The organism is Nostoc sp. PA-18-2419 (genome assembly GCF_005869855.1).
Taxonomy (GTDB): Bacteria; Cyanobacteriota; Cyanobacteriia; order Cyanobacteriales; family Nostocaceae; genus Nostoc.
Genome location: NZ_SZNH01000001.1, coordinates 1 through 22,911, shown reverse-complemented (window position 1 = coordinate 22,911; position 22,911 = coordinate 1). Strand labels below are relative to the sequence as shown.

Sequence of the window (22,911 nt, the reverse complement as noted above, 5' to 3'; positions counted from 1 at the left end):
AGCATGTACTTCTGTTGCTGAAGGTATTTAAAATTTTGTCCTTTACTTATAGGAATCGTCGAAAAAGATTTAGTTTGAGGTTTAATCTGATTGCTGCTCTCTACAATTACGAGCTTCATCTCTCCCAAACCGAATTTGCCTGAGTGACTTTTGTAAGAGGTCTATTCTAATCCATTCAGGAGTAAATTTAACAACTTTATCGCTAATAATATATTAAATAATTTATTGATTTGAAATTTAGCTATTTTCTAATAATTCACTCAAGATAAATGAAATTTTGAGACAGATTCTGGGCATTTTTTTATATTGTATTAAGAGATTAAATCAATTGTCTACAGATAAAAAAGGTAGGCAATAGAGATAGCAATTACCTTTTTATTTCCCTTTTAGTTCAAATACAAATAGTTTTAAATGTGCCAATTTTATATTATTTTGATTTATCCCTGATTAACGTCCCGCTACGCTAACATAAGAAAGGGGTGACACAAATATAAAATTAAAAATCTTTGAGCTTAATTGGTTAATTGATGGGGTTAAACTAAAATCAAAAAATTAAAATCTAAAATTTGTTAACTATTGGACAAAGACATTTCTTATTTAAATTTTGTAACTATTAAGGATAATACTGCTAATAGATTACTCAAGAAAAATTAATTTTTGAGCAATATTTTTATTTGTCTTTTATCCAGCCTTAACGTATGATTTTAACAGTCTATAAATATAGAAAGATAGATACTATTTTTAGCATCTATCTTTCTATATTTATAACAGTCATTAGGATGAGAAAATGACAAAAATATAGCTGATTAATATATAACTTTAGGATAAGTTAATATATAAAAAATATATGTACAAATGAAAGCAAAGGTACTATTCACTTAGGTTTTCTTACTCATGTGTCTAATACCTGTGTACCAAAGTGAGGCAAACAATTATGTCAGATCAAATGATCGTGTCTGATTTGCTTGTGGATTTACCTACACAAGAACAGCAGGTTATATCTGGGGGAATATACGGTTTTGGTTTTTATAGACCCCCCTTCTTCGGAGGTCGCTTCTTCGGAGGTCGCTTGTTCGGAGGTCGCTTCTTCGGAAGACGCTTCTATTGATCTTAAGTTAGCAAAGCTTAAGGATTGGGTAATCCTTTAATTTCAACTTTGCAATTAGTGGAGAGAGTATAAGACTCATATAACTCGCTAAAAATAAATCAATTTCAAAGAGAGTTTGAGCCGTCTGCTATATTCTCTTCATGCATGAAATAAAACGACTGTAGCTAAGAAAGATAGATGCTCCCGATAGCATCTATCTTTCTATTTACCCTTTAATTTATTGTAATAAAAGAATCAATTTCCAATGTGTGTTCTAAAAATTTTTGGATTAGCTTGATGTAAATTATATCTTTAACTTTCCGAGTCTATTACCGATTTTCGCTCGCAAATCCAATCTTGTAAAATCGGATTAACCAACTCTGGCGCTTCATCTTGCGGACAATGTCCCACTCCTTCTAAAGGAATAAACTTTTGTACCTGCGGGAAGTTAGCTAATTCTCTACCCAATTTAATAGGTTCCCAAGGATCGGCTGCTCCCCACAAAATAATTGCCGGACAGGGTAACTGTGGTAGAAGGTCTTCCGGTAGCGGCCCTGTAGAATAAGAAGTAAATGCCAGAAACACAGCCACAGCACCAGGATCGCTTGCTGGAGAAGTGAGAATATCTACCAATTCATCTGTCACTACTTCTGCGTTGGCATAGGCTTTGAGTAGAATCTTCCGTACTGTTTTTGGTTTAGCAACTTGGTTGAAAAAGAATTCGCCAACTGGTTTAACAGACAACATGCGTTGCAATAAAGGCGCTCCTACACGACGAATCCAAGGTAAAGTTACCCGTTTGCGATCGTGCAACAACCTTAGAGAACAGTTGAGCAAAGCAACTCCTAAAGCAATATCTGGCTGACTCACTGCTGCTTGCATCGCTACAATGCAGCCAATGGAATTTCCAACTAGAAAAGCTGGCTCACCCACTACTTCGCGGCAAAAATCTGCTACTTGCTGTCCCCAGGTTTCTAGAGTATAGGCAATTTTTTCACCAGGTTCGGGTTTGGCTGAAGCTCCAAAACCAATTAAATCAATCGCATAAACACGGCAATTCTTTGCTAATGCAGGAATATTTTTCCGCCAGTGCCACCAAGAAGCGCCAAATCCATGCACCAGAACAACAGCTGGGCCAGTGGTTCCTTCGGTTTGATAGCAGATAGGGAAACCTTGCCAAATCCAGGTTTTTGTAGACGTAAGTGCTGTTTTTGAACTTGAGGTAGTCATGGGAAATTTAATCCACGCAAGGGTAAAAGATTTTTGGCACTGCTGAGTAGAAATATGAATTAGTCTCAAACAGAGGCAACAATGGTGCAAAGAGTAACAGTCAAAAAGAGTTTATTTTTTAATTTTATATTCTTATTCAACTACACCAGATTTCCAGTAGCAAACTTCAGCAAAATTCTGTTGATTTTACCTAAATTTTATGAGGTTTTCAAACTAAATTTCTTGTGGTAATAACTTAGACATATACCACGAAAACTTCTATGCGTCTAATACCAGCGTTATCCAATGTGCTGTATCTATCATAGGCAGTTTAGAGCTTGTTGATATAGCAATTCCCAGTTAAGTGAGGTACAGAACTAATGTTTTGAAACGCAGAGTAGCGCTGAGATTGCCCAATTTTATTAGCGCTGCACTTAGTACCTCAGCAGATTAGGAAACGCTATAGAGCTAATTTACTCACAACTTAGATGATGTCAGTATTAGAAACCAAAGCTTCTGTCATCTGAATCAGATTTTTGCTTTGATAACAATGCTACTTATAATACTTAGAATTTAGTAATATTTACTAACGCTTACCAAGTAATATATACAGTATACAGATGAATATATATGTGATGAAATTAACATAAATGTTAGATTCAGTAGTTTCACAATTAACGATCGCCAACTTGATTTATAAAATTATTAAACATGAGGCATCGGCTAAGAGGTGGTTTGCAACTGGAAACTGACGCTGAATTTAACAATATTTTTCTTGTTCCTAGTTCTGCGAGCCAGAATAATGATGAATATACTAGAAACAATTGATACTCCTATCGGCAACTACGCGCCAGATTTTGAACTCCCAGGAATAGATGGTCAAGTACACCATCTTAGCCGTTATCTTGAGAAGTTCCGTGCGGTCGGCGTCGTTTTTATATCTAACCACTGTCCTTATGTAGAGTGGTATCTAGACAGATTAAAAAACATTCAAGCGGAATTTGCTCCACAAGGCTTGACACTAATTGGCATGAATGGTAGCGACTTAGGCTCGAGCTTTGAAAATATGAAAGCTTTTGCCCAGCGCCACGACTTGAACTTTCCTTACTTATGGGACCCGACTCAAGATGTGACGCGCAGTTTTGGCGCGACAAAAACACCAATGGCCTTTCTAATAGATAGTACAGGTACAGTACGCTACAAAGGTCAAATTGACGATCGCCCCCAAGATCCATTATCTGTGAGAGAGGATTATTTGAGAAGTGCGATCGCGTGTTTGTTTGGGGGTCAAGAAATAGCCATACCACAAACAGAGCCAATAGGTACTACATTGATTTGGCGCAACTAGACATAGATAGTCCCCGTAACTGTTATCTTAAATTGGAGGCAATTGCAACTTTTTTGATAAAGCGTAACTTCATGGGAACGAATTACCGACGGGTTTTACTCAAACTGAGCGGTGAAGCTTTAATGGGCAACATGGGCTATGGCATAGATCCAGAAGTGGTGAAAGAAATAGCTCAGGAAGTAGCAGAGGTAGTAGCCACTGGGACTCAAATCGCCATCGTTGTTGGCGGCGGCAATATTTTTCGTGGCGTCAAAGCAGCATCGGCGGGGATGGACAGGGCAACCGCTGACTACATAGGAATGATTGCCACGGTAATGAACGCCATGACGCTGCAAGATTCGCTGGAGCGAATAGGAGTACAGACGCGAGTGCAAACTGCGATCGCGATGCAAGAATTAGCAGAACCGTATATCCGTCGTCGTGCCATCCGTCACCTTGAAAAAGGGCGGGTGGTAATTTTTGGTGCTGGTTCTGGAAATCCCTTCTTTACTACAGACACCACTGCGGCATTAAGAGCCGCAGAAATTGATGCCGAAGTGATTTTTAAAGCTACCAAGGTAGACGGAATATATGATGCCGATCCTCATATTCATCCTGACGCCAAGCGTTATAACACCCTCACCTACACGCACGTTTTGGCTCATGATTTGCGGGTAATGGATAGTACTGCGATTGCCTTGTGTAAAGAAAATAATATTCCAATTTTGGTATTTGACCTAACGGTGCGAGGTAATATCCACCGAGCAGTCATCGGAGAATCCATCGGCACCGTTGTGGGAGGTTCTTGTGAAATTAGCTGAAGCTGAGAGTACGATGCAAAAAACTGTTGAGGCGACTCAACGAGCTTTTAACACAATTCGCACTGGTCGCGCCAATGCGAGTTTATTAGATAAAGTCTTGGTGGACTATTATGGTTCGCCTACACCCCTAAAATCACTGGCAAACATTAGCACGCCAGATGCGACAACCATCCTGATTCAACCCTATGATCGCAGCAGCTTAAACATCGTTGAGAAGGCGATTTCCCTCTCCGATGTAGGTTTAACACCTAGTAATGACGGTTCGGTAATTCGGCTGAACATTCCGCCTTTGACAAGCGATCGTCGTAAAGAATTAGTTAAACTTGCTGCTAAGTATGCTGAAGAAGGTCGCGTTAGCATTCGTAACATTCGTCGTGATGCCATAGACTCGATTCGCAAACAGGAAAAAAACACCGAAATTTCTGAAGATGAAGCACGCGATCAGCAAGACAAACTACAAAAACTGACAAACAAGCACACCGCCAAAATAGATGAATTGTTGGCAGAAAAAGAAAAAGACATTACGACTGTTTAAAGTCTAAAGTCTAAAGTCTAAAGGCTGAAGAATGATGGATAAATTCTTCAGCCTTTATCTTATAGGTACAAATTACTATTAATCTGCTTTCACCACTTCAAATGTCAAGTAGGTTGGGTTAAGCGTAGTGCAACCCAACATTTCAATCGCAATACTCAAGGCTATTGTTGGGTTTCGTTCCTCAACCCAACGCACCTAGTACAGCAGAGCGGAAATAAACCAACCATTTTAAATGTCTGAAACCCTTGCGAACAGCTAATTACGAATTACGTTATCGCAGCCTTAGCGAGTCCTCGTCCCTTGCGCGTCTCGTAGAGAGCGTCATTACGTAGCTTGCTTCTCGCCGGAGGCGAGTATTACGAATTACGCCTTACGGTACTAGTGCGATCGCTAATTCATAAGCAGCCAAAGTATGTTCTGGACGATAGCTGCTAGCACTTCGATGTGCAATGATAATTGGGGATTTACCTGTGAATGTTTTAAGCATTCTTCTTTTGAAAGTCTTAATTATTTAGCTCAATTTATCACTCTTTTTTCTTTGTAAATCGATAGATTTTAATATAAAGCCAATTTTCTTCCGCTTCTAAGTTATATAATTTACTCATTTCAGTTTTAAAAGTATCTTTTAGTTCCCAGTAAAATTCCCGATTAACTATAATCAATACTGTATTTGTATTACTGCTAGCTGTGTTAACTTTTTCTGCCAAGTTTTTTCCATTTATTTTTTCGAGACGATATTCAGGTAGATATAAAGTCGATGAATCTCCGTAATATTTTAATAACCTAGGCTGTCCTAACAACAATAGAGATTTGACAGATTCATCTTGATTTTTTATCAAATACTCAACAGCTGAACGATAGTTATCTTTTCCATATTCTGGTTTAAAATAATAGTTAAAATTAGAATAAAGATTCATCATTATTAAAAATATAGTAGCTATTTTAGCAACTTGTGACAGAATATGAAGTTGATTTTGAGGTTTATTTTCCAGATAGTATTTATGCAAAAAACTAGAAGGTATCAGAATAAAAAGTGGTATAGTTAGATAAAAAGAATGACGTGGTAGCCAATTAATTTTTGTAAATAGAGCAAATATAAAATCTAGTAAAAAAGATATAATAAAAATCAGTGCGAATAAGCGATCTGCACGTTGGTATCTTTTCTTTTGATCATCACTTAATAAACTCCTTATTAAAACCACAAAAATTGCAATCAAGACAATAAAAAAGATTAGTAATTGAACCCCGTAATGAAGTAAAACATCTATTTTATTATCACCGCGTAATTGCTCCAGTGGTGGTCCATAGGATGTCCMGACTAATATACCGTAGAGGACAAATATAATGTTTTCAACTATGGGTAATCCACTACGAGTAACTGCTGTGGCTGTTGGATCAGATGCAGCAGGCGAAGACAAATAGAACCAAATCATTGGCGAAGAAAAAATTACTGGAGGTATTGACCATTTGAGCCATTCTTTTAAGTTTCTAAAAACGATAGCATGAGATAAACTAAGAGCTAACGTAAACATTACTGTTAAAACACTAGCAAAACTTGCTATCGCAGTAAAAATACCGAAAAATACTTGGAAAAGAATTTTATTAGTTTGATCGTTCTTGAGTGAATAACTAAAGAAATATACCTGAAGTGACGCTATGAATATTAATAAGGAGTAAGGTCTGGCATCTTGGCTATAAAATACGCTAAACGAACTAACCGCTAAGATTAATGATGACCAGAATGCATGTTTTTTTCCATAAATACGTAGGCAAGTAAAGTATATAGTAATTACCGAACTGACTCCAAACATAGCTGAGAGCGATCGAATAGCAAATTCACTATCTCCAAAACCCGAACGCCAATAGAACAATAGCAAGTAGTAAAGTGGTTGGTATTTGTCCCCAGCTTCTCTATTTACAATTCTAGAAAAATTTTCTTGAAGACTTGTAGCATCAGATAAAGATAGACTCCAGCCTTCATCAAACCAAAGACTTTGATTTTGTAATAAAAAGAAACGAGTAAAAATGCTAATTAAAATAATAATAAATACGAAATAGTATTTTGACTGTTTCATGTAAGCCTCCCAATAACTGATCTACGCAATATCGAACTTAAAAACTATCAAAATCCCATCTTATACTTGAGCAATCTCTGATAATTAATACTTCTATATTAAGATAGGAGTAATATGAACTATGGAAGACCTTATCATATGAAGGGTATTTTTGTTATATTAATTATTCTGTTCAATAAAATAACCTGTAGTCAATCGCTCAGCTGCTAGCAAACATCGCATTTTGGTAAATGTTGCTGCCTTAGCAAACTCGAAGTGATTAGGACACGGAGCCAAACTCTATTTGGAAAAAGAGACTAAGGATTTGAAAATAGGTATATTCCTTTTTTATGCTTGGTGATAGGTTTTTACCATAAGCGACTGTCTTCAATCCAAGGAGTACAGAGTTACGAGTTTAGTATCACTAAACTCTTATAGGGTATAAGAGTAAAGAAATTTTTATGCTCTTGTTGTCTAATTTATTATATGAATTTGTATTGGACTCGTATTTGATTGCGTAAAAAAAACTCCATACACTTTGAAAAGGCTGATTCCCTATACCCTACTCCTTACTCCCTATCTAGCCAAACAAGTTCAAAAATTAAAGCCCATTACTATAGCTTGAGTTTAGGACTTTCTGAATTGGTGATATTTGGCAGTGCCAAAATTACAATTCCTGATAATCGTCCTGATACATTGACTTTTAAGTAGCATACTTTGAGAGCATCAATACTGACAATTGATTTACTCCAAACTCTTGTAAGCATTTCTTGCATAACATTAAACCTTTAAAATCTTTAGCAGATAAGTAGGTAAATTGCCATGAGTGAAAACACAGAAACGATTTTTAGCAAAATCATTCGTCGGGAAATTCCCGCTGATATTGTTTATGAGGATGATTTGGCTTTGGCATTTAAAGATATCCACCCCCAAGCACCCGTCCATATCATTCTTATTCCTAAAAAACCTATTGCTACACTGACTGATGCCGAATCTCATGATCATCCTCTGCTAGGGCATCTTTTGTTAACTGCCAAACGTGTTGCCCAAGAAGCTGGACTGAAAAACGGCTATCGAGTTGTGATCAACACTGGTGATGATGGCGGTTCATAAACAAACAACCGCACTTATAAAGCAATGACAGCAACCATTCAACGCGCTCGTAGCGCCAACGTCTGGGAGCGGTTTGCAAGCTGGATAACCAGCACCAACAACCGCCTCTACATCGGCTGGTTCGGAGTATTAATGATACCCACCCTGCTAGCCGCCACCGCTTGTTTCGTAATCGCCTTCATCGCCGCACCACCAGTAGACATCGATGGCATCCGCGAACCAGTAGCAGGTTCCTTACTTTACGGAAACAACATCATCTCCGGAGCAGTAGTACCTTCGTCAAACGCCATTGGTTTACACTTCTACCCAATTTGGGAAGCAGCATCATTAGATGAATGGCTCTATAACGGTGGTCCCTACCAATTGGTAATATTCCACTTTTTGATAGGCGTATTCTGCTACTTAGGTCGGGAGTGGGAATTATCTTACCGCTTGGGAATGCGTCCTTGGATTTGCCTAGCATTCTCCGCACCAGTAGCCGCAGCAACAGCAGTATTCTTGATTTACCCGATTGGACAAGGTTCATTCTCTGACGGTATGCCTTTGGGTATCTCTGGAACCTTCAACTTCATGATTGTCTTCCAAGCGGAACACAATATCCTAATGCACCCCTTCCACATGTTAGGTGTGGCTGGTGTATTCGGCGGAAGCTTGTTCTCTGCAATGCACGGTTCTTTGGTAACCTCTTCTTTAGTTCGTGAAACCAGCGAAAACGAATCTCAAAACTACGGTTACAAGTTCGGTCAAGAAGAAGAAACCTACAACATCGTTGCTGCACACGGTTACTTCGGCAGATTGATTTTCCAATATGCTAGCTTCAACAACAGCCGTTCRTTGCACTTCTTCCTCGCTGCCTGGCCTGTGATTGGTATCTGGTTTACGGCATTGGGTGTAAGCACAATGGCGTTCAACTTGAACGGTTTCAACTTCAACCAATCAATCATTGATTCTCAAGGTCGCGTAGTCAACACTTGGGCTGATATCATCAACCGCGCTAACCTAGGTATGGAAGTAATGCACGAGCGCAATGCTCACAACTTCCCTCTGGACTTGGCTGCTGGTAATGTTGCTCCTGTGGCAATCACCGCTCCTGCTATCAATGGTTAATCATCAAGCTTAGCTAAATTAAAAACGCTCTCTGCTAACAGGGGGCGTTTTTGTTTTCAGAAGTATTTGGTAAAAGAGAAATTCAAAAAGTATCTTCTTCTATCTTCAAATTAAAATCCATCCCTTCAACGCGCAAATTATTCACTTATGGTAAGTGCCTCTGCTCGCGCTCGCAAAGCTAGTAATAATCTTTCATAACCATCTTTGCTCATACAAATTTACCTACTGCCATTGGTGTAACCTTTGAGGAATATTACACTCTTCTAACTTTGCCGGAATAGTAACGGTGCTACCTTCGGGCTGTTCTTGTTCATGTGTCAGGTATCGCTGAACGCTTTGAGATAAGCTAGATGTTCTGCTTTAAGTGGTTTATCAAATTGGAAACTTCCTTGAAATTCTGTATGATAACCCATTTACAAACGTCTATCCGCTACCAAGATTGCCATTTTAGCTGTGATCAATTAAATGACTACTCCAAAATTCTGTAAGAATGTCATCATAGTTAAAGTGAAAACATTCTGGAGACAAGACAACGGTTTACGCACGTCCTTTAGCACGATTAATTGAGCAATTGCAACGCTTGCCGGGAGTTGGACCTAAATCTGCCCAGCGACTAGCTTTGCACATTTTGAAGCGACCAGAAGCAGAAGTAGAAGCTTTGGCGCAAGCTTTGGTGGAGGCAAAAAAACAGATAGGCTTGTGTTCAGTCTGCTTTCACTTATCTGCTGAGCCAGTTTGTGAAATTTGCCGTAATGTCAACCGTGATAACAGTACTATTTGTGTAGTAGCAGATTCTCGTGATGTAATTGCTTTAGAAAAAACTCGCGAGTACAAAGGCAAGTATCACGTTTTGGGTGGGGTGATTTCGCCCATTGATGGAATTGGACCAGAACAATTGACCATTCAAGCTTTGGTGCGCCGAGTCAGTAAGCAACAACCTCAAGAAGTGATTTTGGCAATTAGTCCAAGTGTGGAAGGGGAGACAACCACACTGTATCTCGGCCAGCTGCTGAAGCCATTTACCAAGGTGACACGAATTGCTTTTGGTTTACCTGTAGGTGGTGATTTGGAGTACGCTGACGAAGTAACTTTGGCAAGAGCCTTGGAAGGACGCCGGGAATTGGATTAGAGTAACAGTCAAATAAAGTAATTTATTCAGCACATTCTGCTGGTGAAAGATATTTTTCAAAATTAAAATTTGGTTGCAAACTCCATACTTCTATTTCGGCTTTTAGATGTTTAGCTTCAAGAAACTGAATTTTCAACTAAGTTTTTTCTACTTTTGTTGTTCAATTGGATGGGCTGTTGATGTGTAACTTTAAAACTCAAGCGATCGCTACACTATTAAGGCTTTAACTCACTATACACTGCTAACGTTTCCTGATGAACGCGGGCAACACTCAGCCACTCTAGGTTTTGATTTGCCCGCTGTTTCCACTCGTGCAGCATATCAGCATTACTGAGTAATTGTACTAAAACCCCAGCTAGAGCATTGCTGTCTTTTACAGGCACTAAAAGACCTGCTTGCCCATTGTCCAAAGCTTCTGGAATTCCATCTACCTGAGTGCCAATAATCGCAACTCCAGCTTCTCTAGCTTCCGAAAGCACCAGGGGACAAGGGTCGCGGTGGGAAGCCAGCACAAATATATCACAAGATTTGAGGTAGCCCTGAGGTTCTGGTTGGAAGCCTTCAAAATGAATGCGTTCTCTAGCAGAAGTTGCTTGCGCCTGTGCCTCAAATAGCTGTTTATCAGGACCATTACCTACCAAATAAAGATGCACTTCGGCAAAATCTGAGGCAATCTGCTCAAAAGCAGCAATTAACTCCCCAATTCCCTTACGTTGATACATCCCAGCTACAGTGGCGATCGCTGGACGCTGTAACGGTAAGGTTTGATAATCTCCTATTTGCCGAGTGCGGGGACTACCCAGTGTTCCATTGCACACTACCCGTAACTTGTTTTTTGGGATACCACGCCTTGCCATAGAATCTCGCACAGCCTGACTGACAGCAATTACTCTATCAGCCAAACCCATCAACAAGCTAGTACGCTGAAATTCATTGTGTACTGTGGAAACTAAAGCATATCGACCTTGAAAAATGCGTGCTAGCATGACTCCCGTCATCATATGTGCATGAACGATATCCGGCTGAAATTCTGCGGCGATCGCTCGGTAACCAATAGCGGCTTTTATAATACTTATTGGTTTCCTTGTTTGATCTAGTTGGTAATGTTTGACGCCAAAGTTATTTAGTAATACCTCGTATTCACCACCAGCAGAAATAACTGCTACCTCATGACCAGATTTTGCCTGTAAACAAGCCAAATCTACAGCTACATTTACAATACCGTTACCTATTTCTTGAACATGGTTCAAAATATGTATGATTCGCATAAAGTTTGAGATATATACAAAATCAAGATAAGTAACTGACTAGAAATCAACACAACTGTTGAAATCTTTAGTGACAACTCAAAACTAGTCAGTAGTATGTAATGACCACTTACTTATCACTGACCGCTACCGTTTTTAATCAGCCACTTAGCTTTAAAGACTTATTCAGTAATAGCTGGATAAATCGGGGTAAAACTCCAAAATTATGATATTTTTTCTAGACAGCAACTTGCTTGATTTAAGCAAAAAAGTGAGCAATATTTTCTAAATAATATTAAGTTTGTCATCCTACAAACTATCGTTAACCCTAAAAAAGCTAAGATTCAATCAATATGAATTTACGAATCCGAGAATTATTTCCCTGAGCACGACGTGATGAAATAGCAGTTAGCAAAAATTTCCAAGCCAGAGGAGAAAATACAGATGGTTCTACCATTAAGAGAAAACTTTTGAGATTTTTTTGTTTCAGTGCTACTAAAATCCAATGTAATTTTAGATAATTTTGGATATCCTGAAAGCGGGGAATCTTCAGACGATGTTGTTCATTTACCAAAGCGTAAATTTTCTCTTTCATCAAGATATTTGTCGCCAATCGTCGAGATAAAGAAAACTTTTGATTATAAGCACCAGGCCAGATAGTGCGATAAGCAAGACACTGATTCAAGAAAATAGCATCACCAAATTGAGCAATCCGAATCCAGGAATCGATATCATCACAATTAGCATCGAGTGTGGAGTCCCAACCACCAGTTTGTAGAAAAGCATCACGCCGACAAGCCACTTGTGCAGGTGTACCAAAGGGTACAAGCTCTAAAAGCATACCGTAGTGAATATCGGCTTGAGGGATATAAAAAGCTAAACCAGGACCAACTTGGGAAGTGCGAGAAAGTTCAACTTCATTAGCATCTACTTGAGCCGCTACACAAGAGCAGATTACAGCATCGGGACGAAGGGCGATCGCACCCGTCATTTCTTCTATACAATTGGCAGCCAAATAATCATCATCATCAAGAAACTTAATCCAGTCGCCGCTAGCTTTAGCAACTCCTGCATTTACTGTCGCTGCATGGCCTTGGTTAACTTGGTTACGATGATAAACAACTTTATTGCTTAAGCTTTTGACATAGTTTTGGGTATCATCATCAGAACAGTCATCAGCAACAACCACCTCACATTCAATTGTTTGGTTACAAGCCGAGTCAATTGCTCTTTTGAGCAAGTCCAAGCGATTATAAGTAGTAATAACGACGCTAAATTTCATAAATTCATACTTGTGGTACAGTATTCTGCAATATAACTTCCATTTCTAGGGTGTTGTATCAGTAAAATTATCAATCTGCAATAGGTAGACTGAAATAGGATTATCGATTTATGATTGATGATTGTGAGTTTTTTTAAGCAGACAGAAACACTATGAACGCTCAAGAGGTTATCCGCTCGATTGAAGCGGAACAGCTAAAATCAAATTTGCCCGATATATATGTGGGCGACACAGTCAAAGTAGGAGTGAAAATCAAGGAAGGCGATAAATACCGCGTTCAACCCTACGAAGGAGTGGTGATTGCCAAGCGCAATGGTGGCATTAACGAAACTATTACAGTCCGCAAAGTTTTTCAAGGTGTGGGCGTTGAGAGAGTATTCCTGTTGCATTCTCCCCGGATTGACAGCATTAAAGTCTTACGTCGCGGTAAAGTACGCCGTGCTAAATTGTATTATCTGCGCGATCGCGTCGGTAAGGCAACCCGGATCAAGCAACGCTTTGACCGTCCTTTGTAATTCCCTTTTAAAAGTATGAGAGAAATCTCAAGCCTGAAGCGGCGTCTGCCGCTGACTTGTTTTCTCGATTAAATTGAGCTATGATATAAATCTCATATTGCTTTAAGCTAAAATTTAGTTCAACGCAATCACTGAATCAAAAACAGCTTGTGCGCTCTTAGTTCAGTTGGTAGAACGCAGGTCTCCAAAACCTGATGTCGGGGGTTCAAGTCCTCCAGGGCGCGCTCAAGAGCAAAAAACAAAGCCCGGAATAATTACGCAGTTGCTAAAATAGCAACTAGTGTTAATAATTTCGGGTAAAATTGTTGCATTTGCAGTTGTTTTACTAACAGTTAAGTGGAATAGAGTCGAAGCTGCAAACCAACACACCAAATTGACTGACAAACGGGGGATAAAGGACTGTGAGCAAAAAAAATGAAGCAGAATTGCCAGAAAATACAAACGGGTTTAGCTTTGGTAACTTTATCCAAGGAACCAAAGAAGAACTTGAAAAAGTAGTCTGGCCTAGTCGCAAACAGATAGTGAGCGAATCGGCTGCCGTATTGTTGATGGTAGCACTCTCCGCATCTTTGATATACTTGGTCGACGGATTGTTTGGTTGGGCAGCAAAACAGGTGTTCTAATGAGTTTTGCAACAGATGAACCACGCAACTCAATGTTGCAGTCAGAGGAAATAACAGAAACACTAGAAGCAGCGTCAAAAGAAGCACGCTGGTATGCGGTGCAGGTTGCTTCAGGCTGTGAAAAGCGGGTAAAGACTAACTTAGAGCAGCGCATTCAAACTTTTGATATGGTTGACAAAATTATCCAGGTGGAAATTCCCCACACACCAGCGGTAAAAATCCGCAAAGATGGTAGTCGCCAGCATACAGAAGAGAAAGTTTTTCCAGGCTATGTGCTGGTGCGAATGATGATGGATGATGATACGTGGCAGGTGGTACGCAACACATCTCATGTCATTAATTTTGTTGGCTCGGAACAAAAACGTGGCAGTAGCAAGGGTCGCGGTCATGTCAACCCCATACCACTAAGTTCTTCAGAAGTAGAGCGGATCTTCAAACAAACCAGTGAACAAGAACCGATCGTCAAAATTGATATGGCCACTGGTGATAAGATAATCGTGCTTTCTGGTCCATTTAAAGATTTTGAAGGCGAGGTGATTGAAGTCTCTCCAGAGCGGAGTAAGCTCAAAGCTTTGCTCTCGATTTTTGGTAGGGATACACCAGTAGAATTGGAATTTAATCAGGTAGAGAAACAGAGCTAAATACAAATGGCGAAGAAAATAGTGGCGGTCATTAAATTGGCCTTAAATGCCGGAAAAGCCAACCCAGCACCGCCAGTAGGCCCCGCCTTGGGTCAACACGGCGTCAATATCATGATGTTCTGCAAAGAGTACAACGCCAAAACAGCAGACCAAGCTGGAACGGTAATACCCGTAGAAATTTCCGTTTTTGAAGACCGGAGTTTCACCTTTGTACTCAAGACACCACCAGCGTCAGTACTGATTCGCAAGGCGGCGAAAATTGAAAGAGGCTCGAATGAACCCAACAAAAAGAAAGTTGGAAAAATTACCAGAGCGCAACTGCAAGAAATAGCCCAAACGAAACTTCCTGACCTCAATGCCAACGACATAGAAGCGGCGATGAAGATTGTGGAAGGAACAGCTAAGAATATGGGTGTAACAGTTACGGATTAATTATTGGTCATTAGTCATTGGTCATTAGTAATTTGCTTTACATAAAGAACAAATGACAAAGTGCAAAGTCTGAGCCGCGGCTTCCAGCGATCAGAACTTTGGAACAGAGGACAAAAGACAAAATTGTATCGGGGGAGAAGCAAAGCTTCGGAATTACCCCAGGAGAAAAAATGACAAAAAAAGTATCGCGTCGTTTGCAAGCGCTGCAAGCAAAAGTAGAAGAGAAGGATTATCAGCCTTTAGAGGCTTTAGCCCTTTTAAAAGACACAGCAACAGCTAAATTTTCTGAAGCCGCTGAAGCGCATATCCGGCTAGGAATTGACCCCAAGTATACAGACCAACAGTTGCGGACAACGGTAGCACTACCCAAAGGTACAGGACAGATTATTAGGGTAGCAGTGATTGCTAGAGGTGAAAAAGTAACAGAAGCAACAAATGCTGGTGCTGACATAGCTGGTTCAGAAGAACTAATTAATGATATTCAAAAAGGCATGATGGACTTTGACAAGCTGATTGCCACACCTGATGTCATGCCACAGGTGGCAAAGTTGGGTAAGTTGCTTGGTCCTCGTGGTTTGATGCCATCGCCCAAAGGTGGAACCGTGACATTTGATATCGCAAGTGCGATCGCTGAATTTAAAGCTGGTAAATTAGAATTCCGAGCTGATCGCACTGGCATTGTCCATGTTATGTTTGGTAAGGCATCCTTCTCGCCTGAAGATTTGTTAGTCAACCTGAAGGCGTTGCAAGAAACAATTGACCGTAACCGTCCTTCAGGCGCTAAAGGTCGCTATTGGCGGACATTTTTTGTATCTGCTACGATGGGACCATCGATAAAAGTTGATATCAGTGCCCTACGAGATTTGAAACTCAGCGAAGCAGCATAATTTTAGTCATTAGTCATTTATAAAAATAAGGACAAGTGACTTACGACAAAGGACAAAATTAAATAGTCAAAGCCGGAGACAGCAGGTGCTAATAGCTTAATATCCTGCCGAGGTAGAAAACTCGAATTGCCAAAATTACCACTGATATCAGTGTGATAACTATGGCGTCAAAGTTTTTACTAATACAACCCCGGCTATGTTAGCTGGGGTTTGTTGTTTTCGATTGAGTTGAGAAAAACGCACAAGTAGGGAAATCGCTGATTGTTTTGAGGAGGTGAGATTGGAATGGGTAGAACGATAGAAGATAAAAAAGAGATCGTAGCTGACCTCAAAGAAACTTTGAGTGAGTCAACTTTGGCACTGGTAATCGAATATCAAGGGCTAACGGTTGCTGAAATTACTGACTTACGGCGGCGGCTACGTCCTAGTGGCACTGTATGTAAGGTAACTAAAAATACCCTAATGGGCATTGCCATCGAAGGTCAGGAAAAATGGCAGCCCTTATCAGAACTGCTCAAAGGTTCTTCAGCTTTTTTGTTAGTCAAAGAAGATTTTTCATCCGCAATTAAGGCTTATCAAGACTTCCAAAAAGCCACCAAGAAGACAGAACTTCGCGGCGGTGTTATGGAAGGTCGCCTACTCAAAGAACCGGATGTCAAGGCTCTAGGAGACTTGCCATCTAAGGAACAACTCATGGGTCAAATTGCTGGAGCGATTAATTCGTTGGCCACCAAGATTGCTGTGGGTATCAATGAAGTTCCCGGTTCACTGGCTCGTGCTTTGCAGGCTGTGGCCGATGCAGAAAAAGGTGATAGCACCGAAAGTACTGCCGAATAAAGTTAGTGGTCGCTCGGTTAAAAGTCTACAGCTAATGACTAATAACTTAATCACCAATGACTAAATAAATAATCACCCATTACAGGAGTTATATCAATGTCCACTACAACCGATGAAATTTTGGAAAAACTCAAATCCCTGACTTTGTTGGAAGCAGCTGAGTTAGTCAAGCAAATTGAAGAAGCCTTCGGTGTGAGTGCTGCTGCACCTGTTGGCGTGGCGATGGCCGGGCCAGGCCCAGCCACCCAAACTGCTGAACCAGTAGAAGAAAAAACCGAGTTTGACGTGGTTCTCGAATCAGTTCCAGCTGATAAGAAGATTGCCGTACTGAAGATTGTCCGCGAATTGACAGGTCTGGGTTTGAAAGAAGCTAAAGACTTAGTGGAAGCTGCACCCAAACCAGTTAAGGAAGGTGTTCCTAAAGATGCTGCCGAAGACGCTAAGAAGCGTATTGAAGAAGCTGGCGGTCAGGTGACTGTGAAGTAATCACAATTACGTTACTTGTTTTTCATTAAGAAGCTTGACTGACTCAGGCTTCTTTTTTTGGTATTGGTAAAATTAAGCGATCGCTCTTTTTCTATCCTTTTGTATCTCCAACAGCTTGGCAAATGTACAATTAGCTTCTCATCGCTGTTGATTACTGAATTGACAAAGAATGTCTTGTTTCACTAGATACGGTAATGATGTACAGTTTCCGTAGCTCTTAGAGTAAATGAAAACAACGATAATCCCGGATGTTAGTCATTCCTTTCAAACATTGTGATTATGGGGTTAAATTGGTTATCAAGAAAACATTTTATTCATCAAAAGTAGAGCTTTGCTCAATCCTTGTTATGTCTGGCTAGTTTTTGCCAACAAGGTAACACTTCGTAAAGTCTAACTTAAAAAAAAGAATGGGTATTTCACCCATCCTTTAAATTTCACCTTGACTCAAAAACTTTTATTGTACTTGCGCGGGGAAAGCACCAGGCTGCACCGCTAGGGTAATATTCTGCCCATTACGACGTAACTCTAGGCGTAAATCTCCCCCAACTTGACTATTTTCTACAGCCTTTTGGACGCTACTGGCATCTGTAACTGATTGACTGCCCAGCTTTTGAATAACATCACCAGCACGTATTCCAGCTTTAGCCGCTGGGGAATTTGGCATAACTTTTACAACTAATACACCTTTATCTTCACTGACATTCAAACCACTATTGGGATCTGAGTTGATATTTTGTTTGAGTTGAGGCGTTAAGCCCACCATCTGAATTCCTAAATAAGGATGTTGAACTTTGCCTGTAGCTATTAATTGACTAGAAATGTGTTGTGCTGTATTAATGGGAATGGCAAAGCCTAATCCTTGTGCCCCTTGGATAATGGCTGTATTCATCCCAATTACCTGGCCACGGAAATTTAGCAAAGGGCCACCAGAGTTACCAGGATTAATTGCAGCATCGGTTTGAATATATTCTACTCGCTTATCGGGAGCGCCGATTTGATTGCTAGTGCGTCCAGTAGCACTGATGATTCCGGTTGTTACTGTATTATCTAGCCCAAGGGGATTGCCGATCGCGATCGCCCATTCTCCTGGTTGCAGTTGGTCTGAGTTACCCAAAGCTACTGTCGGCAAATTATCTGCTTGAATCTTCACCACAGCCACATCGGTTAACTCATCTTTTCCTAGCACCTTACCTTGCATGGTGCGTCCATCCTTGAGTGTCACTGTTACCGTATCCGCCCCATCTACTACGTGGGCATTTGTGAGAATACGACCATCAGCACCGATGATAAAACCTGAACCAGTACCCCGTTCTACCCGGTCTTGTTGTTGTGGGAGTTGGGAACCAAAAAAGCGCTGGAAAAAAGGATCATTAAATTCATCTGGTAACTGACTTTTTATAGTTCGGGAAGAGTCAATCCGCACTACAGCAGGTCCCACCCTTTGCACTACCTGTGTCACAAAATTAGGATCTGTGCTAGCTGGTATTGGAGGGGCAGCATTGACTCGACCGACTGCCAAATTAGATGCAGTATCAGACACCTGCTGCGGGTGTCCAGCCAGATAGCCGCCTGCTAATGTCATACCCGATCCCAGTAGCACCAGTGACAGAGAGGCAGCAGCCTTCTTCCACGGTGCTGGATTATGGTATTTGGTGTCAGCAGTATTAGATAAAATGCTATTTGATGGGTGTTTTCCTTCGTGAGATTGGTTTTGCATTGCTGTTTGGAAGCATATCTTAGTATGTATTAATAATGTAGATATTATTTATGACAGTTTTGTTGCAGAGATATTGAGTTATTGTGAAAGGTTTGATTTTTTGTACTAAAGAACTCAAAAGCTAGAATGGCAAGTGTAGCATATTGAAATTTATGACTTTAGTCATAGGTATCTTAGGTATTTCCTGTGTCAATTTTAAATTTGGGATTTTGAATAATAGAATTTTTTGATACTCCCACTAAACAAGCAAGCTAGATGTCTCGTGGCTTGTAGCTGGAGTAAATCTTATAGATGTTTCTTTCTAGCTAACCCTTGACAGCAAATTTAAAATTCTTGCATTGGTTAAACAATACAACAATTTTAACTATTTTTCGTATTTGTGATATTATTTTATCAGAAATACATGTATAAAAGTTAATAAAAAATTAAAATATTTCAGCATACTTAAAAATGTATAGAAATGGTAGAAAATAAAATATTACTTAAGCCTAATACTTTATGGTCAAGTGTCAAACAGCGGACTGAATATGCTTTAAAATGTAGAGCACTGTTATCGATACCGACAGAATTTGAGTTTGTGGAAGACGATGATGTGCGCTTTTTAGTGCGGATTTTGTCTAACTTGAATCGTAAAAAGGTAGCTAAGGAAAAACAAGAAAAACAATCTACTTCAGGTCAAGAATTTAACCCTTTCTTACCTTACGAAGAAGATTTATTTGTGGCAAAGATCTCCGATACTCATATATGTCTTCTAAATAAATTCAATGTTGTTGATTATCATTTGCTAATTATTACCCGCAAGTTTGAGGAACAGGAAAGTTTACTCACCTTGGAAGATTTTACGGCGATGTGGGCATGTCTGGCTGATTTTGATGGTTTAGGATTCTACAACAGTGGCAAAAGCGCAGGTGCCAGTCAGCGACACAAGCACTTACAATTAGTTCCACTACCACTTGCACCTGAAGGATTGCAGATACCTTTTGAACCTTTGCTAAAGGAAGCACAATTTCAGAACTCCATCACAATACCAAAACTTCCTTTTTTACATGCCTTCGCACCTCTAAATCCTTACTGGGTTGAGTCTCCATTGACAGGAGGTCAAGCAACACTGAAAATTTATCATACCTTGTTAGAGGCTGTGGGTTTGGATGCAACGCAATTGAGTGCTTATAATTTGCTAATCACACGAGAATGGATGTTGATTGTACCGCGATCGCAAGAGCATTTCCACACCATTTCTGTGAATTCCTTAGGATTCGCTGGTGCTTTGTTAGTCAAGAATGCAGCAGAAATGCAACTTCTCAAAGAACAAGGGCCAATGACTATCTTGAAGAGTGTTGCCATATGTTAATTATCATTTGTCATTGGTTATTTGTTTTTCTCTGTATCCTCGCGTCAATTTAAACAATAAGCCTACGATATTACAGAAGCCTGACTTTTCTAAAAAGTCGGGGATCTGAATTTTTCAACTGCTTATCGCATTAAAATCTGACAAATTAAAATACTCATCACTTCGTCAGCATTGCCAATTGGCACCAATGGACTCCAGTCGCCAACACTCGCGTCGGCAACGACTTGCAGATCATAAATTGTTTGGTTAAGGCAAGAGACGGCGATTTATTCAGTCTTTAATATGCAAATTCTGTATTTTTAATTCTTATTCAAGAAGGTATTAAAGCATCTAATCTCCCTAATACTGCCATATCTTCTGCATCTAATTCGACTGGAATTCCACTGCGAATTAATTCAGAAAAGTCCTCATTTGGAACCATTACAGTTAGGGTATACAAGCGAGAAGAACCTGTATTTTTAATTAAATGTGTCCCAGTAGGAGGGACTAATAAACTATCTCCAGCTTTGATGTTAGCAATCTTGCCATCACACATCGCTGTTCCTTCACCTTTGAGGACAAAAAACATTTCTACTGCCCACTGATGGCGATTTGGTGGTGTTTGTCCGCCGATATCGAAGATTTCTACGCAGCAAGTTAAGGAAGTATTTGCATTAGTAGAATCAAAGATAATTGCTAAGCGATTAGAGTCATTAGAACTTATGCGATATACTTGGTAATCTTCGGGAGATTTGATAATAGGAATTACACAACGACTAGCTTGCATTTATTTATCCCCTTAAAGTTATTGATGGTTATGAAAATTAAATTTATTAATCTCACGCAGAGGCGCAGAGACGCAGAAATGAGAGCTATTATCCTGTACAGACGCAATTCATCGCGTCTCCCCACTTAGCACTTTTAAAATCGCTTGAGAATCTGTAACAAAACCGAAGCATTGTTTGACGTTGTACAATGTCGCCAACCAACAATATTCAGGTGATGTAGTGGCGGTGCAGTCTTTAACTAATATGCAGTCATATCCTAAAAAATTGGCATCAGATAATGTAGTTAGGACGCATTGATCAGCGTTGACACCAGCAAAAAATAGTGTCGTCTTTCCCAGATTCTTCAAGATACTGTCTAAGGGAGTGTCCCAAAAGCCACTCATCCGGTATTTGTCTATAAGAATATCTTCGGGTAGCGGTTGTAGTTCGTCTATCACTGCTGCTGCCCAACTACCCGCCATGAGTACTTTAGCACCGTTTTTGGGTAAGGGATCGCCCAAGCCTACGCCCTCGCCTGTAGGATTGTAGACGTGAAGCGAAGCTGCACTAACGTTGAGTAAGTCGGGGCGATTCCCCCAATTTAGCCAAATTATTGGAATCCCAACAGCACGCAGTTCTGGCAGTAAGCTATTTAAAGGTTCGATGGGCTGACGGGCTGGAGTGACATCGACACCGATATGCGCTAACCAACCGTCAGGGTGACAGAAGTCGTTTTGCATATCAATGATGACGATCGCAGCTTTTGCCAAGTCTAAGCGCAGGGTTTTGGTTTCTGTTGCTAAGATAACGGATTGTGGAGTCTTTTGCGGACGAGTGATATCTGCAATGGCGTCATTCACTGTCCACGCATTTGGCAAAACTCCCAACGTCCGTAATGGTAAGTTCATAAAATTGCAATAGCCGATACCATTTTCTCTGTTGTAGCTTGAAATTCAGTTTGGAAGACGATTACTAAATCAAGATATGTTAAGTTTCATTATTTTGCAGCAGCAAAAAGTAATTACGGCGCCTATTCTAGATATCCACACAGCAAATCATCTGAGCTTCAGCTACCTGCATCAGGTGAGTTAAGTTCAATAAATTACGAAGGTGATTAGGCTCGTTGACGAAATAAGCCTGTCATACTTAAACCAGTAATCAACAAGCCCACTAATCCCAAACCATTTAAAAGCGGATAAATTTTCTCTAAATGCAAGATTTCTAAGGTGTGTAATCCCAAGATAAATTCGCCCAACTCATCTTGGTGCAACCATTCATGGGCAATGGTAAAACTCATACCAGTTAGCACAGTCAGAAATAATGGCAAACACAACACGATCGCAATCTGACGATGATACCGCCGAAACATCCGAGTCATAAATAATTCCTGAAAAAGTAACTTTTAAGTTATCAGTTTTACACTAAATTTAAATCTACAGCCGTAGTTACACCCTTTAGTACATAATAGACCTCTTGCAAAAATATTTTATGGTATGATATTGGGTTTTGTCGCTTGAATCAATCTACTTATGCGATACGAGCAAACAAAAAAGTTATCGAATCGGCAGTTCAAACGTTTGGTTGGGGTGCAACAACGCACGTTTGATGAAATGATTAAGGTGTTAAAAGATGCAGCTAATTTGAAGCAAACACGAGGTTATCCAAACAAGTTAAGCTTGGAAGACCAAGCTTTAGTTTGCTTACAATATTGGCGGGAATACCGAACTTACTTCCACATTGCTAGTGAGTGGGAAATATCAATATC

23 protein-coding genes, 1 tRNA gene, 2 pseudogenes and 1 other annotated feature are annotated in these 22,911 nt (G+C 40.0%); of the genes and pseudogenes, 16 read left to right on the top strand and 10 right to left on the bottom strand.

Going from position 1 to position 22,911, the window contains the following annotated elements; translation table 11 throughout:
- Positions 1-1,399: 1,399 nt before the first annotated feature.
- Positions 1,400-2,317 carry an alpha/beta fold hydrolase gene (locus FCR06_RS00125; protein WP_138496845.1) on the bottom strand — a complete coding sequence of 306 codons (918 nt, stop codon included), beginning with the start codon at positions 2,315-2,317 and terminating at the stop codon, positions 1,400-1,402.
- 784 nt (positions 2,318-3,101) lie between these two features.
- Here FCR06_RS00125 and FCR06_RS00120 point away from each other — a divergent pair.
- From FCR06_RS00120 to frr, 3 genes are all read left to right on the top strand, one after another.
- Complete coding sequence (locus FCR06_RS00120) at positions 3,102-3,644, top strand: thioredoxin family protein (protein WP_138497150.1); 543 nt, start codon at positions 3,102-3,104, stop codon at positions 3,642-3,644.
- Positions 3,645-3,715: 71 nt separating this feature from the next.
- Positions 3,716-4,444, top strand: coding sequence for a UMP kinase (pyrH, locus tag FCR06_RS00115; protein WP_138496844.1), 729 nt, complete (start codon positions 3,716-3,718; stop codon positions 4,442-4,444).
- Positions 4,431-4,979: a ribosome recycling factor gene (gene frr / locus FCR06_RS00110; protein WP_138496843.1), complete on the top strand. Its 549-nt coding sequence runs from the start codon at positions 4,431-4,433 to the stop codon at positions 4,977-4,979. Before pyrH ends, frr begins: the two co-directional genes overlap by 14 nt.
- A 379-nt stretch (positions 4,980-5,358) precedes the next feature.
- On the opposite strand, the pseudogene FCR06_RS00105 reads toward frr, so the two are convergent.
- The 3 genes and pseudogenes from FCR06_RS00105 to FCR06_RS32280 form a co-directional block, all read right to left on the bottom strand.
- Positions 5,359-5,466 (bottom strand): annotated as a pseudogene (locus FCR06_RS00105) (glycerophosphodiester phosphodiesterase); the annotation flags it as partial.
- 37 nt (positions 5,467-5,503) lie between these two features.
- On the bottom strand, positions 5,504-7,054 hold the full coding sequence (locus tag FCR06_RS00100; protein ID WP_138496842.1) for a glycosyltransferase family 39 protein: 1,551 nt from the start codon (positions 7,052-7,054) through the stop codon (positions 5,504-5,506).
- Positions 7,055-7,647: 593 nt separating this feature from the next.
- Positions 7,648-7,809 carry a hypothetical protein gene (locus FCR06_RS32280; RefSeq protein ID WP_189523276.1) on the bottom strand — a complete coding sequence of 54 codons (162 nt, stop codon included), beginning with the start codon at positions 7,807-7,809 and terminating at the stop codon, positions 7,648-7,650.
- A gap of 46 nt (positions 7,810-7,855) precedes the next feature.
- Between FCR06_RS32280 and FCR06_RS00095 the strand changes: the two are divergent.
- The 3 genes and pseudogenes from FCR06_RS00095 to recR form a co-directional block, all read left to right on the top strand.
- Positions 7,856-8,140, top strand: a pseudogene (locus FCR06_RS00095) (histidine triad nucleotide-binding protein); the annotation flags it as partial.
- Positions 8,141-8,170: 30 nt separating this feature from the next.
- Positions 8,171-9,253, top strand: a complete 1,083-nt coding sequence (gene psbA / locus FCR06_RS00090; protein ID WP_138496840.1) for a photosystem II q(b) protein — start codon at positions 8,171-8,173, stop codon at positions 9,251-9,253.
- A gap of 571 nt (positions 9,254-9,824) precedes the next feature.
- Positions 9,825-10,382: a recombination mediator RecR gene (recR, locus tag FCR06_RS00085; protein ID WP_262984629.1), complete on the top strand. Its 558-nt coding sequence runs from the start codon at positions 9,825-9,827 to the stop codon at positions 10,380-10,382.
- Positions 10,383-10,597: 215 nt separating this feature from the next.
- On the opposite strand, the gene FCR06_RS00080 is transcribed toward recR, so the two are convergent.
- Both FCR06_RS00080 and FCR06_RS00075 read right to left on the bottom strand, forming a co-directional pair.
- The gene (locus FCR06_RS00080; RefSeq protein ID WP_138496838.1) at positions 10,598-11,650 is read right to left on the bottom strand and encodes a glycosyltransferase; all 1,053 of its coding nucleotides are present in this window, start codon (positions 11,648-11,650) and stop codon (positions 10,598-10,600) included.
- Positions 11,651-11,966: 316 nt separating this feature from the next.
- Positions 11,967-12,911 carry a glycosyltransferase family 2 protein gene (locus tag FCR06_RS00075; protein ID WP_138496837.1) on the bottom strand — a complete coding sequence of 315 codons (945 nt, stop codon included), beginning with the start codon at positions 12,909-12,911 and terminating at the stop codon, positions 11,967-11,969.
- Positions 12,912-13,063: 152 nt separating this feature from the next.
- Here FCR06_RS00075 and rplS point away from each other — a divergent pair, with 152 nt between their 5' ends.
- The 8 genes from rplS to rplL all read left to right on the top strand — a co-directional run bounded on the left by rplS (position 13,064) and on the right by rplL (position 17,332).
- Positions 13,064-13,426, top strand: coding sequence for a 50S ribosomal protein L19 (rplS, locus tag FCR06_RS00070; protein WP_138496836.1), 363 nt, complete (start codon positions 13,064-13,066; stop codon positions 13,424-13,426).
- A 151-nt stretch (positions 13,427-13,577) separates the two neighbouring features.
- Positions 13,578-13,650 (top strand) — tRNA-Trp (locus FCR06_RS00065).
- A gap of 177 nt (positions 13,651-13,827) precedes the next feature.
- Positions 13,828-14,049, top strand: a complete 222-nt coding sequence (secE, locus tag FCR06_RS00060) for a preprotein translocase subunit SecE (protein ID WP_138496835.1) — start codon at positions 13,828-13,830, stop codon at positions 14,047-14,049.
- Positions 14,049-14,690 carry a transcription termination/antitermination protein NusG gene (gene nusG / locus FCR06_RS00055; RefSeq protein ID WP_138496834.1) on the top strand — a complete coding sequence of 214 codons (642 nt, stop codon included), beginning with the start codon at positions 14,049-14,051 and terminating at the stop codon, positions 14,688-14,690. Before secE ends, nusG begins: the two co-directional genes overlap by 1 nt.
- Before the next feature lie 6 nt (positions 14,691-14,696).
- Positions 14,697-15,122, top strand: a complete 426-nt coding sequence (gene rplK, locus FCR06_RS00050) for a 50S ribosomal protein L11 (protein WP_138496833.1) — start codon at positions 14,697-14,699, stop codon at positions 15,120-15,122.
- A 170-nt stretch (positions 15,123-15,292) separates the two neighbouring features.
- On the top strand, positions 15,293-16,009 hold the full coding sequence (gene rplA / locus FCR06_RS00045) for a 50S ribosomal protein L1 (protein WP_138496832.1): 717 nt from the start codon (positions 15,293-15,295) through the stop codon (positions 16,007-16,009).
- Between the two features lie 54 nt (positions 16,010-16,063).
- Positions 16,064-16,233: a sequence feature (ribosomal protein L10 leader region), on the top strand.
- 61 nt (positions 16,234-16,294) lie between these two features.
- On the top strand, positions 16,295-16,846 hold the full coding sequence (gene rplJ, locus FCR06_RS00040; protein ID WP_138496831.1) for a 50S ribosomal protein L10: 552 nt from the start codon (positions 16,295-16,297) through the stop codon (positions 16,844-16,846).
- A gap of 96 nt (positions 16,847-16,942) precedes the next feature.
- Positions 16,943-17,332 (top strand): 50S ribosomal protein L7/L12, encoded by a 390-nt coding sequence (gene rplL, locus FCR06_RS00035; protein ID WP_138496830.1) that lies wholly within the window; start codon positions 16,943-16,945, stop codon positions 17,330-17,332.
- A 454-nt stretch (positions 17,333-17,786) separates the two neighbouring features.
- Here rplL and FCR06_RS00030 read toward each other — a convergent pair whose 3' ends face one another.
- The gene (locus FCR06_RS00030) at positions 17,787-19,049 is read right to left on the bottom strand and encodes an HhoA/HhoB/HtrA family serine endopeptidase (RefSeq protein ID WP_138496829.1); all 1,263 of its coding nucleotides are present in this window, start codon (positions 19,047-19,049) and stop codon (positions 17,787-17,789) included.
- Positions 19,050-19,509: 460 nt separating this feature from the next.
- On the opposite strand from FCR06_RS00030, the gene FCR06_RS00025 reads away from it, so the two are divergent.
- Positions 19,510-20,400: an ATP adenylyltransferase family protein gene (locus FCR06_RS00025; RefSeq protein ID WP_138496828.1), complete on the top strand. Its 891-nt coding sequence runs from the start codon at positions 19,510-19,512 to the stop codon at positions 20,398-20,400.
- A 310-nt stretch (positions 20,401-20,710) separates the two neighbouring features.
- On the opposite strand, the gene FCR06_RS00020 is transcribed toward FCR06_RS00025, so the two are convergent.
- From FCR06_RS00020 to FCR06_RS00010, 3 genes are all read right to left on the bottom strand, one after another.
- Positions 20,711-21,166, bottom strand: a complete 456-nt coding sequence (locus FCR06_RS00020; RefSeq protein WP_138496827.1) for a cupin domain-containing protein — start codon at positions 21,164-21,166, stop codon at positions 20,711-20,713.
- 108 nt (positions 21,167-21,274) lie between these two features.
- Positions 21,275-22,054: a cysteine hydrolase family protein gene (locus tag FCR06_RS00015; RefSeq protein ID WP_138496826.1), complete on the bottom strand. Its 780-nt coding sequence runs from the start codon at positions 22,052-22,054 to the stop codon at positions 21,275-21,277.
- 206 nt (positions 22,055-22,260) lie between these two features.
- Positions 22,261-22,524, bottom strand: a complete 264-nt coding sequence (locus tag FCR06_RS00010) for a peptidase (RefSeq protein ID WP_138496825.1) — start codon at positions 22,522-22,524, stop codon at positions 22,261-22,263.
- 151 nt (positions 22,525-22,675) lie between these two features.
- Here FCR06_RS00010 and FCR06_RS00005 point away from each other — a divergent pair.
- A partial coding sequence (locus FCR06_RS00005) for a helix-turn-helix domain-containing protein (RefSeq protein WP_138496824.1) occupies positions 22,676-22,911 on the top strand: 236 nt, incomplete at its 3' end.